A 15,226-nucleotide genomic window follows, 5' to 3' on the forward strand; every position below is an offset into this window, starting at 1 on the left:
AATAAAATTCTTCGGGCTCAGTGGTATCAACTGTGGGAGCTGGCTTGCCTGCGATGACGGCCTGAAAGCCGACACCTATCTACCTGACACCCCACGATCCAACTGTGGGAGCGGGCTTGCTCGCGAAGGCGGCCAGACAGTCAACACAGTTGGACGGGGTACATATCCGTTATTTAGGTAACGGCCACTTAGGGTTCCGCTCTGACAGCGGCTCACTTTTGAAAAGCGCAAAAGTAAGCAAAACGCTCTTGCCCCACCACTCGGCACCTCGCCTAGGCTCGGTGTGCCCGAACGCAGGCTTGAATCCGTGGGCCGCCGCCACGCGCCATCCATGGCGCGGGGCGGCTAACCCGGCGTCCTGCCGGGTTACCCACGAATTCAAGCCTGCGTTCGGCCAGCGTGGTTTAACGGGGCGCCTAAGATCAAGATCAAAAGCAGATCAAAAGCAGATCAAAAGCGGCTCGCTTCGCATCGTGGTTACCGTTGGAAGCTGCCGCCCATACATTCTGCGCTTCTCTCAAACCCGCCGCGCAAACGTATCGCTATGGCTACCCGACACCTTGCGGCAATGCACTAGCGCGTCGCGAATCATGAAGTTCACCAGCGTCGGCGACACCCCAAGCTCCTTGGCGATGTCTTTTTGCGGCACGCCATGCAGGCGGTACATCTCGAACGCGTAGCGGGTGCGCTGTGGCAACTCCGTCAGGGCGTCGGCGATGTTTTCCAGGGTGTTGAAATTGATGTGCGAGGTTTCCGGTGAAGCGCCGTGAATAACCACATTCAAGCCTTCCTCTTCGGTCCCGGAGTATTTGAGCTCCAGGGCCTGCTTGCGGTAGTGATCGATCGCCAGGTTGCGCACGATCTGGAACAGATAACTCAGTTGGGCCTTGAACGATGAGGTGATGGTCGGTGCCGACTGCAACCGAAAATAGGCGTCTTGCACCACGTCTTCGGCGCGGGAGCGGCACCCGGTGATGCGGGCCGCGATCTTCACCAGGATCAGCCGATTGTCGACGAACGCCTGAAGAAGGGGTGAATCGCACCTGCCTGTGGATACTTGTTCCGTCATGGAAATCACCTTGTTGCTAATAGGTTAGGGGAGGGCTTCCCTGCTGAGGCCTCCTACACATCGGGCAACAAATTATGCTGAATGATAATGATTGTCAAATGAGAAGACGAACTAATCTTATGCCTTGGGCAAAGGTGTGAACCACGTCTCGCTCGCCCCCGGCGACTAATTATTTGAAGGCTCCGTCCGTTCTCATGGGTGACAGGTTCGTTAGTACAACGGCCAAGGATCAGCACTCGCAGGAGGACCAGATGGGTTTTTATCGTGCATTCAGCGTGTTTCAGTTTGGAGTACTCGCCGGATGAATACGCCCCTGCGGCTACGCCTGTTTTGCCTGCCCCACTCAGGCGCCAGCGCCTCGGTTTATGCGCGCTGGCGCCGGGTGCTGCCGGACTGGCTGCAGGTGTGCCCGCTGGAATTGCCGGGGCGCGGCATGCGCATGGACGAGCCGTTGCAGCGCGATATCAAGGCCCTGGCCGCGCAGCTTGCTGAAGAGATCAGCCGTGATCTCGATGGCCCTTATGCCTTGTTCGGCCACAGCCTTGGCGGGCTGTTGGCGTTTGAATTGGCCCACGCTTTAAACGCACGCAGTCTGCCTGCGCCGCTGGCGTTGTTCGCGTCTGGCACGGCGGGCCCGGCGCGTCGTGATGTGAGCGAGTACGCCGTCGAAAAGACCGATGCCCAACTTGTAGCCCGCCTGCGCGAATTGCAGGGCACCGCCGAAGAAGCCCTGGCCAACCCTGAGTTGATGCAACTGATGTTGCCGATCCTGCGCGCCGATTTCCTGCTGTGCGGCAGTTTCACCTATGGCGAGCGCCAGCCCCTGGCGCTGCCGATCCACGTGTTCGGTGGCAAGCAGGACAGCGTACGTGCCGACCAGTTGCTCGACTGGCAACTCGATGCCGCCAGTGGATTTTCCCTGGACATGTTTGACGGCCACCACTTCTTCCTCGTGCAGCACGAAAGCGCGGTGCTGCGCTGTGTACGTCGCTATGCCGACGAGCACCTGACGCGCTGGCGCATTGGCGCGGCGCGACAGCTCGCCGCCGGCTGAACTCCACCGTTTCCCGAATTTCCCGTAAGCCGATTTCAGGCAGGAACCCCATGATGGACGCCTTCGAACTCCCCCGCACCCTGGTCCAGTCCCTTCAACAGCGTGCTGCGCAGACGCCGGACCAGGTGGCGTTGCGCTTCCTCGCCGAGAGCGCCGAGCACAGTGTGGTGCTCAGTTATCGCGACCTCGACCAACGCGCCCGCACCATCGCCGCTGCCTTGCAAGCCAATGCTGGCTTGGGCGAGCGCGCGGTGTTGCTGTTCCCCAGTGGCCCGGACTATGTGGCGGCGTTCTTTGGTTGCCTGTACGCCGGGGTTATCGCGGTGCCGGCGTATCCGCCCGAATCCACGCGCCGTCATCACCAGGAGCGTCTGCTGTCGATCATCAGTGATGCCGAGCCGCGCCTGCTGTTGACCATTGCCAGCCTCAGCGAAGGCCTGGCGCAGATTGAAAATGCGCCCACGGTGTTGAGCGTCGACACCCTGGAGGCGCAGCAGGCCAACCAGTGGGTCGAGCCCGACCTCAAGGCCGACGACATCGCCTTCCTGCAATACACCTCCGGCTCCACCGCCTTGCCCAAGGGCGTGCAAGTCAGCCACGGCAACCTGGTGGCCAACGAAGTGCTGATTCGCCGTGGCTTCGGCATCGACCTCAACCCTGATGACGTGATCGTTAGCTGGTTGCCGCTGTACCACGACATGGGCCTGATCGGCGGCCTGCTGCAACCGATTTTCAGCGGCGTGCCCTGCGTGTTGATGTCGCCGGCCTATTTCCTCGGCCGGCCCTTGCGCTGGCTGGAGGCGATCAGCGAATACGGCGGCACCATCAGCGGTGGCCCGGATTTCGCCTACCGTCTGTGCAGCGAGCGGGTCAGTGAGTCGGCCCTGGAGCGCCTCGACTTGAGCCGCTGGCGCGTGGCTTATTCGGGCTCCGAACCGATCCGTCTCGACACCCTGGAACGCTTCGCGGAAAAATTCGCCGCCTGTGGCTTCACCCCGAATAATTTCTTCGCCTCCTACGGCCTCGCCGAAGCCACCCTGTTTGTCGCCGGCGGCAGCCGTGGCCGTGGCATTCCCGCCCTGCGCCTGGACGAACAGGCGCTGGCCGCCAACCGTGCCGAACCGGGGCAGGGCCCTGCGATCATGAGTTGCGGCACTAGCCAGCCGGATCACGCCGTGCTGATCGCCGACCCGCACACCCTCACCGAGCTGCCCGACCAGTGCGTCGGCGAACTCTGGGCCGCCGGCCCGAGCGTCGCCCACGGCTACTGGCGCAACCCGCAAGCCAGTGCCAAGACCTTCGTCCAGCATGCTGACCGCACCTGGTTGCGCACCGGTGACCTGGGCTTTATCCGTGACGGCGAGGTGTATATCACCGGTCGCCTGAAAGACCTGCTGATCGTGCGCGGCCATAACCTCTACCCCCAGGACATCGAACAGACCATCGAGCGCGAAGTGGAAGTGGTGCGCAAGGGCCGGGTCGCCGCATTTGCGGTCGATGACCAGGGTCTGGAAGGCATCGGCATTGCCGCAGAAATCAGCCGCAGCGTGCAGAAAATCCTGCCGCCCGAAGCGCTGATCAAGGCGATTCGCCAAGCCGTGGCCGAGGCCTGCCAGCAAGCCCCGAGCGTGGTGGTGCTGCTCAACCCCGGCGCGTTGCCGAAGACCTCCAGCGGCAAAGTGCAGCGTGCAGCCTGTGCGCTTCGGCATGCCGATGGCAGCCTCGACAGCTACGCGCAATTCCCCGGGCTGCAGGGGCCGGCGAGCGAAGTGGCGCTGGAATCGGACCTGCAACAGCAGATCGCGGCGATCTGGTGCGAACAACTGCAACTGGCCCAGGTGGCGGGCGACGATCACTTTTTCCTGCTGGGTGGCAACTCCATCACCGCGACCCAAGTGGTCGCCCGCCTGCGCGAAACCCTCGGCCTGGAGCTGAACCTGCGCCTACTGTTCGAGGCGCCGACACTCACGGCCTTTGCTGCGGCTGTGGCGCAACTGCAACAGGACGGCGGCGTGGCCCAAGGCGCAATCCACGCGCTGTCGCGTCAAGAAGACCTGCCCCAATCCCTGGCACAGAACCGCCTGTGGATCACCTGGCAACTGGACCCCAACAGCAGCGCCTACACCATTCCCGGCGCCTTGCACCTGCGCGGCGAGCTGGATGAAGGCGCACTGCGCCACAGCTTCCAGCAACTGATCCAGCGCCACGAAGCCCTGCGCACGCGCTTCTACGAACGCGACGGCCAGGCGTTCCAGCGTGTCGCGGCTTCGGCGGGTTTCGAGCTGCCGATCATCGACCTCAGCGACTTGCCCCACGCCGAGCGTGAAGCCCGTGCGCAACAGGTCCGCGAAGACCAGGCGCGCAATCCGTTCGACCTGGAAAAAGGCCCGTTGCTGCGGGTAACCCTGGTGCGCCTGGACGATGAAGAGCACCAATTGCTGGTGACCTTGCACCACATCATTGCCGACGGTTGGTCGCTGAATATCCTGATCGACGAGTTCTCGCGCCTGTACGCCGCTGCCGCCCAGGGCCAACCCCTGGAGCTGCCGCCGTTGGCCTTGCAATACGCCGACTACGGCAGCTGGCAGCGCCAATGGCTGGCCGAAGGCGAGGGCCAACGACAGCTGGCGTACTGGAAAGCGCAGTTGGGTGACGAGCATCCGGCCCTGAACCTGGCCACCGATCACCCGCGCGCCGGCCAGCACCGGCACAGCGCCGCGCGCCATAGCGTGCGCCTGGATGCGCGCCTCAGTGCGGCGATACGCCAGACCGCCCAGGCCCATGACTCGACGCCGTTCATGCTGCTGCTGGCGACGTTCCAGACCTTGCTCTATCGCTACAGTGGCCAGCGCGATATCCGTATCGGCGTGCCCAATGCCAACCGTCCGCGCCAGGAAACCCAGGGCCTGATCGGCTTCTTTATCAACACCCTGGTACTGCGCGCCGAGCTGGACGGGCGCCTGCCGTTCAACCAGCTGTTGGCCGCCACTCGCGAGACCACACTGGCCGCCCAGGCCCATCAGGACCTGCCCTTCGAGCAATTGCTGGAAGCCTTCCCCCAGGCCCGCGAACAGGGCCTGTTCCAGGTCATGTTCAACCACCAGCAACGTGACCTCAGTGCCTTGCGCCGCTTGCCGGGCCTGCTGGCCGATGAGTTGCCCTGGCATAGCCGCGAAGCCAAGTTCGACCTGCAACTGCACAGCGAAGAAGACCGCAATGGGCGCTTGAGCCTGTCGTTCGACTACGCCGACGAGCTGTTCGATTGCGCGTCTATCCAGCGCCTGGCCGAGCAGTTCATTCATCTTCTTCACGCTGTGTGCGCGCAACCGCAACACGCCATCGGCGACCTGCCATTGATGCAGGCCGACGAACAGCAGGCCTGGAGCGAAGCCTCTTGCGAGCCGGCCCGGCACTGGCTGCCCGAGCTGCTCAGCCAACAGACGTCGGACGCCACCGCGCTGGTCTGGCAGGACGGCAGCCTGACCTTCGCCCAACTGCACACCCAGGCCAACCGCCTGGCCCATTACCTGCGCGACAAGGGCGTTGGCCCGGACGTGTGCGTGGCCATCGCCGCCGAGCGTTCGCCGCAACTGCTGATCGGCCTGCTCGCCATCATCAAGGCCGGTGGCGCCTACGTGCCGCTGGACCCGGATTACCCCGCCGAGCGCCTGGCCTACATGCTCAAGGACAGCGGCGTACAACTGCTGCTCACCCAGACCGCCTTGCTACCCCAACTGCCCAGCGCCGAAGGCGTGTGCGTGATCGCCATGGACAGCCTGCACCTCGACAGCTGGCCGACCCAGGCGCCAGGCTTGCACCTGTACGGCGATAACCTCGCCTACGTGATCTACACCTCCGGTTCCACCGGCCAACCCAAAGGCGTGGGCAACACCCACGGCGCCCTGGCTGAGCGTTTGCAGTGGATGCAGGCCACCTATCAGTTGAACGACACCGATGTGCTGATGCAAAAGGCGCCGATCAGTTTCGACGTGTCGGTGTGGGAATGCTTCTGGCCATTGATTACCGGCTGCCGCCTGGTACTGGCCGGGCCGGGCGAACATCGCGACCCGCACCGTATCGCGCAGCTTGTGCAGGAACATGGGGTGACCACGCTGCACTTCGTGCCGCCGCTGTTGCAGCTGTTTATCGACGAGCCGCTGGTGGCCGAATGCACCAGCCTGCGTCGCCTGTTCTCCGGCGGCGAAGCCTTGCCTGCCGAGTTGCGTAACCGCGTACTGGCGCGCTTGCCAGCGGTGCAATTGCACAACCGCTATGGCCCGACCGAAACCGCGATCAACGTCACCCACTGGCAATGCGCAGCCTCGGATGGCGAGCGCTCGCCGATTGGCCGGCCACTGGGCAATGTGATCTGCCGGGTGCTGGACGAGCAGCTCAACCCGCTGCCGGCCGGTGTGCCGGGCGAACTGTGCATCGGCGGCATCGGCCTGGCGCGGGGTTACCTGGGCCGTGCCGGGCTGACGGCCGAACGTTTTGTCGCCGACCCGTTGGGCGCAGCGGGCACTCGGTTGTACCGCACCGGTGACCGTGCGCGCTGGAACACCGATGGCGTACTCGAATACCTCGGGCGCCTCGATCAGCAGGTCAAGCTGCGCGGTTTCCGGGTGGAACCGGAAGAAATCGAAGCGCGCCTGCTGGCCCTCGCAGGCATCGCCCAAGCCGTGGTGCTGGTGCGTGATGCCCAGTTGATCGGCTACTACACCGCCCACGCCGAACTGGATGAGCAAACGGTCAAAATCGCCCTGGCCGCCGAGTTGCCAGAGTACATGGTGCCCGCGCTGCTGATGCGCCTGGACGCCATGCCCCTGAGCCCCAGCGGCAAGCTCGACCGGCGTGCCTTGCCAGAGCCAGTATGGCAAACCCGCGAACACGTCGAACCGCACACCCCCTTGCAACTGCAAATCGCCGCGATCTGGCGCGAGGTGCTGGGCCTGCCACGCATCGGCCTGCGCGATGACTTTTTCGCACTGGGCGGGCACTCGTTGCTGGCCACGCAAATCATCTCTCGCACCCGCCAAGCTTGTGACGTCGAACTGCCGCTGCGCACCTTGTTCGAAGCCAGCGAGCTGGGCGATTTTGCCGAGCAGGTCGGGCTGATCCAGGCGGCGGGCCAGAGGAACCAACAGACTGCCATCGCCAAAGTCGACCGCAGCCAGCCGGTCCCCTTGTCCTATTCCCAGCAGCGCATGTGGTTCCTCTGGCAGATGGAGCCGGACAGCCCGGCCTACAACGTCGGTGGCATGGCGCGCCTGCGCGGGGTACTGGATGTGGGGCGTTTCGAGGCGGCCTTGCAAGCCTTGATCATGCGTCATGAAACCCTGCGCACCACCTTCCCCAGTGTCGACGGCGTGGCCTGCCAGAAGGTCTCGGCGCAAACCACTGTGCGCATGGGTTGGCAGGATTTCTCCGCGCTGAATGAGCCGCAGCGCCAGCAGCGTTTGCAGCAACTGGCCGATGTCGAGGCGCACACGCCGTTCAACCTGGAAACCGGGCCACTGTTGCGGGCCTGCCTGGTCAAGGCCGGCGAGCAAGAGCATTACCTGGTGCTGACCCTGCACCATATCGTCACCGAAGGCTGGGCCATGGACATCTTTGCCCGTGAACTCAGCGCCCTGTATGAAGCCTTTATCGACGAGCGCGACTCGCCGTTGCCAGCGTTGCCGGTGCAGTACCTCGACTACAGCGTGTGGCAACGCCAGTGGATGGAAGCCGGTGAGCGCCAGCGCCAGCTGGACTACTGGACCGCGCAACTGGGCAACGAACACCCTTTGCTGGAACTGCCCGGCGACCGTCCACGGCCACCCGTGCAAAGCCACCGGGGCGAGCTGTACCGTTTTGATTTAAGCGATGAACTGGCCGCCCGCGTGCGTGCCTTCAACGCGCAACACGGCCTCACGCTGTTCATGACCATGACCGCGACCCTGGCGGTGTTGCTCTACCGCTACAGCGGCCAGACCGACCTGCGCATCGGCGCGCCAGTGGCCAACCGAATCCGCCCGGAAAGCGAAGGCTTGATTGGCGCGTTCCTCAATACCCAGGTGCTGCGTTGCCAGCTCACTGGGCAGATGCAGGTCAGCGAGTTGTTCGAGCAGGTGCGTCACACCGTGATCGAGGGCCAGTCCCATCAGGACCTGCCGTTCGACCACCTGGTGGAAGCTCTGCAACCACCGCGCAGCGCGGCGTACAACCCGTTGTTCCAGGTGATGTGCAACGTGCAGCGCTGGGAATTCCAGCAAAGCCGCCAACTGGCCGGCATGACCGTGGAGTACCTTGCCAACGATGCGCGGGCGACCAAGTTCGACCTCAACCTGGAAGTCACCGACCTCGACCATCGCCTGGGTTGCTGCCTGACCTACAGCACCGACCTGTTCGACGAGCCGCGCATTGCACGCATGGCCGCGCATTGGTGCAACCTGCTCGAAGCGCTGATCGCCGATCCTCGCCAGCGTCTCAGCGAATTGCCATTGCTGAGCGCCGATGAGCAACGCGCCTTGCAGGGCAGCCTGGGGGTGGAGAAGGGCGAGCATCGCCTCGACCAGTGCATCCATCAGCTGTTCAGCCAGCAGGCGAGCCAGCGGCCGGATGCCCCGGCGCTGACCTTTGCCGGTGTGACTCTCACGTATGCGCAACTGGATGAACGCGCCAACCGCCTGGCCTGGATGCTGCGCGAGCGTGGCGTGGGCCCGCAGGTGCGCGTCGGCCTGGCGCTGCCGCGTTCGCTGGAAATGGTCATCGGTTTGCTGGCGATCCTCAAGGCCGGCGGCGCCTACGTGCCGCTGGACCCGGAATACCCGCTGGACCGCCTGCATTACATGATCGAAGACAGTGGCATCGGCCTGCTGCTCAGTGATGCGGCCCTGTTCGAAGCCCTGGGTGAATTGCCGGCGACGGTGGCGTGCTGGTGCCTGGAGGATGACTCGCCGGTGCTGGCCAATTACCCCGCCGAGGCGCTGCCGTTCGTGAGTCTGGCCCAACACCAGGCGTACCTCATCTACACCTCGGGCTCCACGGGCAAGCCCAAAGGCGTGGTGGTGTCCCATGGTGAGATCGCCATGCACTGCCAAGCGGTGATCGAGCGCTTTGACATGCGCCCGGATGACTGCGAGCTGCACTTTTACTCGATCAACTTTGACGCTGCCACCGAGCGTTTGCTGGTGCCGCTACTGTGCGGGGCGCGGGTGGTATTGCGCGCCCAGGGCCAGTGGGATGCCGAAGAAATCTGCGCGCTGATCCGTACCCATCGCATCAATGTGCTCGGTTTTACCCCCAGCTACGGCAGCCAGCTGGCGCAGTGGCTGGCGACCCAACAACAGACGCTGCCGGTGCGTATGTGCATCACCGGTGGCGAAGCCTTGACCGGCGAACACCTGCAACGCATCCGTGCGGCGTTCACGCCCCAGCTGTTCTTCAACGCCTACGGCCCCACCGAAACCGTGGTGATGCCCTTGGCCAGCCTGGCGCCCGAGCAGTTAGAGGAGGGCGCCGGCAGCGTGCCGATTGGCAGCATCGTCGGCGAGCGCGTGGCCTATATTCTAGACGCCGACTTGGCGCTGGTGCCCCGGGGCGCCAGCGGTGAGCTGTACATCGGTGGCGCCGGCCTGGCCCAGGGTTATCATCAGCGGCCAGGGATGACGGCGGAGCGCTTTGTCGCAGACCCGTTTGCCGCCAAGGGCGGGCGCCTGTACCGCACCGGCGACCTGGTGCGCCAGCGTGCCGATGGCCTGGTGGAGTACCTGGGGCGCATCGACCATCAGGTGAAGATCCGCGGTTTTCGCATCGAGCTGGGCGAAATCGAAACGCGCTTGCTCGAACATGAAGCTGTACGTGAAGCGGTGGTGCTTGCTCTGGATGCGCCGAGCGGAAAACAGTTGGTGGGGTACCTGGTCAGCGATGCCGAGCACGTCGCCTTGCGCGACGCGTTGAAGGCGCACCTCAAGGCGCAGCTGCCGGACTACATGGTGCCCGCGCATCTGATCGTGCTGCAAAGCATGCCGCTGACCGCCAACGGCAAGCTCGACCGCCGCGCCTTGCCGGAGCCGGCCCCAGAGGCCAATCGCCAAGCCTACGTGGCGCCCCGCAGCGAGCTGGAACACAGCCTGGCCGCCATCTGGTGCGCGGTGCTGAACGTGGAGCAAGTCGGCCTCGACGATAACTTCTTTGAACTGGGCGGCGACTCGATCCTGTCGATCCAGGTGGTCAGCCGTGCGCGCCAGGCCGGGATTCATTTCAGCCCCCGTGACCTGTTCCAGCACCAGACGGTACAGAGCCTGGCTGCCGTGGCGACCCGCTCGGAGCGCGTCATCGCCGAGCAAGGATTGCTGACCGGCCCCTCGGGCCTCACGCCGATCCAGCACTGGTTTTTCGACACCGATATCCCGGCGCGCCAGCACTGGAACCAGGCATTGGTGCTCAAGCCGCTGCAACTGCTCGATGCCCACCGCCTGGAGCAAGCGCTGCTGGCGGTGCTGGAACACCACGACGCGCTGCGCTTGAGCTTTACCCCGCGCGATGCGCAATGGCATGCCGAACACCTGGGCGTGCCGGAAGGCGGCGTGCTGCTGCAGGCGCAGGTGCGCGACATGCAGGCATGCACGGCGTTGTTCACCGACACCCAGCGCAGTCTCGACCTGGCGCAAGGCCCGCTGTTGCGCGCCTTGCTGGTGGATGGGCCGCAAGGCCAGCAACGCTTGCTGATCGCCATCCATCACCTGGTGGTGGACGGCGTGTCGTGGCGCGTCTTGCTGGAAGACCTGCAAAACGTTTATCGCCAACTGAGTGAAGGCCAGTCCGTCAGCCTGCCGGCCAAAACCAGCGCGCTGCGCGATTGGGCCGCGCGCTTGCACGCTTATGCCCACAGTGAATCCCTGCGCGAAGAGCTGAGCCTGTGGCAAGCGCAATTGGCTGGCCCGGCCGTGGCCTTGCCGGTGCAGCGCCCACAAGGAACATTGCGAAACTGTGATGCCGAGACGGTCAGCGTGCGCCTGGATGCCGAGCGCACCCGGCAGTTGCTGCAACAGGCGCCGAGTGCCTATCGCACCCAGGTCAACGACCTGTTGCTGACCGCCCTGGCCCGCGTGCTATGCCGCTGGAGCGGGCACGCCTCGGCGCTGATTCAACTTGAAGGCCATGGCCGCGAAACCTTGTTCGATGACATCGACCTGACCCGCAGCGTGGGCTGGTTCACCAGTGCCTATCCGCTGCGTCTGACGCCCCAGGCCGAGCAGGGCGACTCGATCAAGGCGATCAAGGAACAACTGCGCGGTGTGCCCCATAAAGGCTTGGGCTATGGCGTGCTGCGTTACCTGGCCGATGACCTGTGCAAGCAGAGCATGGCCGCGTTGCCGAGCGCGCAGATCACCTTCAACTACCTGGGCCAGTTCGACCAGAGCTTTGGCACTGAGGCGCTGTTCCATCCACTGGAGGAATCCGCCGGCTTGGCCCATGACCCGGATGCGCCGTTGCCCAATGAACTGAGCATCGACAGCCAGGTCTACGGCGGCGAGCTGGTGCTGCGCTGGACCTTCAGCCGCGAGCGTCATGATCAACAGGTGATTCGCGATCTGGCCGAGGCTTACCTGGGCGAATTGCACAGCCTGATCGCCCATTGCCTACAGGACGATGCCGGTGGACTCACACCGTCCGACTTCCCCCTGGCGCACCTGACCCAGGTGCAACTGGACGCCTTGCCGGTTCCGGCCAGCGCCATCGAAGACGTCTACCCGCTGACCCCGATGCAGGAGGGCCTGCTGCTGCATACCCTGCTGGAGCCCGGCACCGGCCTGTATTACATGCAGGACCGCTACCGCATCAACAGCGCCCTGGACCCGGAGCGTTTTGCCCAGGCCTGGCAAGCGGTGATCGCCCGCCACGAAGCCTTGCGTGCCTCGTTCTGCTGGAACGTCGGCGAAGACATGCTGCAAGTGATCCACAAGCCCGGCAGCACGCCGATTGACTACCTGGACTGGAGCGCCGACCCACAGGATGAGCAGGAGCCGCGCCTGCAAGCCTTGCTCAAGGCCGAACGCGAAGCCGGTTTTGACTTGCTCAACCAGGCGCCTTTCCACTTGCGCCTGATTCGCGTGGGCGAGGCGCGCTACTGGTTCATGATGAGCAACCACCACATCCTGATCGATGCCTGGTGCCGTTCGCTGCTGATGAATGATTTCTTCGATATCTACACAGCCCTGGGCGAAGGCCGCGACGCGCAACTGGCGACGCCGCCGCGCTACCGCGACTACATCGCCTGGCTGCAACGCCAGGACCTCAACGAAGCGCGCCAGTGGTGGCAGCAAAACTTGCAAGGCTTCGAGCGCGCCACGCCGATCCCGAGCGACCGCCCGTTCCTGCGCGAACACGCCGGTGGCAGCGGCGGCATGGTGGTGGGCGACTGCTACACCCGCCTGGATGCCCGCGACGGTGCGCAACTGCGCGAACTGGCCCAGGCGCATCAGCTCACCGTCAACACCTTCGCGCAAGCGGCGTGGGCCCTGGTGCTGCGGCGTTTGAGTGGCGATCGCGACGTGCTGTTCGGCGTCACCGTGGCCGGGCGCCCGGTGGACATGCCTGAGATGCAACGCACCGTCGGCCTGTTTATCAACAGCATCGCGTTGCGGGTAAAACTGCCCGAGGACGGCCAGACGTGCAGCGTGCGCCAGTGGTTGAGCGCCTTGCTCGACAGCAATATGCAATTGCGCGAGTACGAATACCTGCCACTGGTGACGATCCAGGAACACAGCGAATTGCCCAAGGGCCAGCCGCTGTTCGACAGCCTGTTCGTGTTCGAGAACGCGCCGGTGGAAGTCTCGGTGCTGGACCGTGCGCAAAGCCTTAACGCTACCTCGGATTCTGGCCGCACCCACACCAACTTCCCGCTGACGGCGGTGTGTTATCCGGGCGATGACCTCGGTTTGCACCTGTCCTACGACCAGCGGTATTTCGACGAAAGCACCGTGCAAGGCATGCTCGCTGAGTTCAAACGCCTGTTGCTGGCGCTGGTGCAGGGCTTCCATGGCGACATGGCCGAGCTGCCATTGATTGGCGAGCAGGAGTGTGAATTCCTTGCGGAAGGCTGTAACCAGAGCGCACATGCCTACCCGCTGGAACGCAGCTACATCGAGTTGTTCGAGGAGCAGGTCGCGCAGCATCCGCAGCGCATCGCCGCCAGTTGCCTCGACCAGCAATGGAACTACGACGAGCTGAACCGCCGCAGTAACGGCTTGGGCCACGCGTTAATTGCGGCTGGTGTGGGCCTGGACCAACCGGTGGCGTTGCTGGCTGAACGTGGGTTGGACTTGCTCGGCATGATCATCGGCAGCTTCAAGGCCGGTGCCGGTTACCTGCCGCTGGACCCAGGGCTGCCTGGCCCGCGCCTGAGTCGTATCATCGGCATGAGCCGCACGCCGTTGCTGGTGTGCACCGAAGCATGCCGGGAACAGGCGATCGAACTGCTTGAAGGCTTCGACTGCCAGTTGCTGGTGTGGGAGGAAATCCCCGCCCGTGGCGAAAACCCAGGCGTCTACAGTGCCCCGGACAACCTTGCCTACGTGATCTACACCTCAGGCTCCACCGGCTTGCCCAAGGGCGTGATGGTCGAACAGCGCGGCATGCTCAACAACCAGTTGAGCAAGGTGCCGTACCTGAACCTGAGCGATGCCGATGTGATCGCCCAGACCGCATCGCAAAGCTTCGATATTTCCGTCTGGCAGTTCCTCGCCGCGCCGCTGTTTGGCGCACGGGTGGACATCGTGCCCAATGCCATCGCCCATGATCCGCAAGGGCTGCTAGCCCACGTTCAAGCACAGGGCATCACCGTGCTGGAGAGTGTGCCATCGCTGATCCAGGGCATGCTGGCCCAGGAGCGTATCAGCCTCGATGGCCTGCGCTGGATGTTGCCGACCGGGGAGGCCATGCCGCCGGAGTTGGCCCATCAGTGGCTGCTGCGTTATCCGCAGATCGGCCTGGTGAACGCCTACGGCCCGGCGGAATGCTCCGATGATGTGGCGTTCTTCCGCGTCGATCTGGCCTCCACCCGTGGTACTTACCTGCCGATTGGCACGCCGACCGACAACAACCGTTTGTACCTGCTCGATGGCGCCTTGGAGTTGGTGCCCCAAGGGGCGGTGGGCGAGTTGTGCGTCGCCGGCACCGGTGTCGGTCGCGGCTACGTCAGCGATCCGCTGCGCACTGCCCAGGTGTTTGTACCCAACCCCTTTGGCGCGCCTGGCGAGCGGCTCTACCGTACCGGCGACCTGGCACGGCGTCGTAGCGATGGCGTGCTGGAGTATGTCGGGCGTATCGACCACCAGGTGAAGATTCGCGGCTATCGCATCGAACTGGGTGAAATCGAAGCGCGCCTGCATGAACAACCCCATGTGCGTGACGCGGCGGTGGGTGTGCAAGAGGGGGCCAACGGCAAGCACCTGGTCGGCTATCTGGTGGCAGCCGATGCCACGCTGGAACCGAATGAACAGCTGGAGCGCATCAAGCAACGCCTGCGTGCCGAACTGCCCGAATACATGGTGCCGCTGCATTGGCTCTGGCTTGACCGCCTGCCCCTGAATGCCAACGGCAAACTCGACCGCAAGGCCCTGCCGGCCCTGGAGATTGGCCAGTTACACAGCCAGGACTATGTGGCGCCACGCACTGAACTGGAAATCACCTTGGCGGCTATCTGGGCCGAGGTGCTGAAGGTGGAGCGGGTCGGGGTGCAGGACAACTTCTTCGAACTGGGCGGGCACTCGCTGCTGGCTACGCAGATTGCTTCGCGGGTGCAGAAGACGTTGCAGCGCGATGTGCCGCTGCGGGCGATGTTCGAGTGCAGCACGGTGGCGGAGTTGGCCGGGTATATCGAGGGGTTGGCCGCCAATGAAATCGGTGCTGAGAAGGTGGATCGGTTGAGTGATTTGATGGCTGAACTGGAGGGGTTCTAAGGCGCAAAGGGCGCTGTCCGTTGGTCGGGCAGCGCCGTTTTTTCAGCGCGAACTGTCAATTCTGACAGTAGGCGGGGGCGAAAAAATAGGACTCACTTAAGGGAGTGCCTTGGCCGGATTGGGCTGGTCGAGGATACCTACCTCTCTTGAACACGG

At 64.0% G+C, this 15,226-nt stretch carries 3 protein-coding genes; 2 read left to right on the forward strand and 1 reads right to left on the reverse strand.

Going from position 1 to position 15,226, the window contains the following annotated elements:
* Positions 1–517: 517 nt before the first annotated feature.
* Positions 518–1,069, reverse strand: coding sequence for an RNA polymerase factor sigma-70 (locus tag CRN80_RS18460; protein WP_005789991.1), 552 nt, complete (start codon positions 1,067–1,069; stop codon positions 518–520).
* A 301-nt stretch (positions 1,070–1,370) separates the two neighbouring features.
* Between CRN80_RS18460 and CRN80_RS18465 the strand changes: the two genes are divergently transcribed.
* Positions 1,371–2,123, forward strand: a complete 753-nt coding sequence (locus CRN80_RS18465; RefSeq protein ID WP_098950749.1) for a thioesterase II family protein — start codon at positions 1,371–1,373, stop codon at positions 2,121–2,123.
* A gap of 50 nt (positions 2,124–2,173) precedes the next feature.
* Entirely contained in the window at positions 2,174–15,070 is a 12,897-nt protein-coding gene (locus CRN80_RS18470; RefSeq protein WP_098950750.1) for a non-ribosomal peptide synthetase, read from the forward strand.
* The last annotated feature ends 156 nt before the right edge of the window (positions 15,071–15,226 follow it).

Origin of the sequence: Pseudomonas sp. FDAARGOS_380 (assembly GCF_002591235.1) — a bacterium.
Lineage (GTDB): Bacteria > Pseudomonadota > Gammaproteobacteria > Pseudomonadales > Pseudomonadaceae > Aquipseudomonas > Aquipseudomonas salmasensis.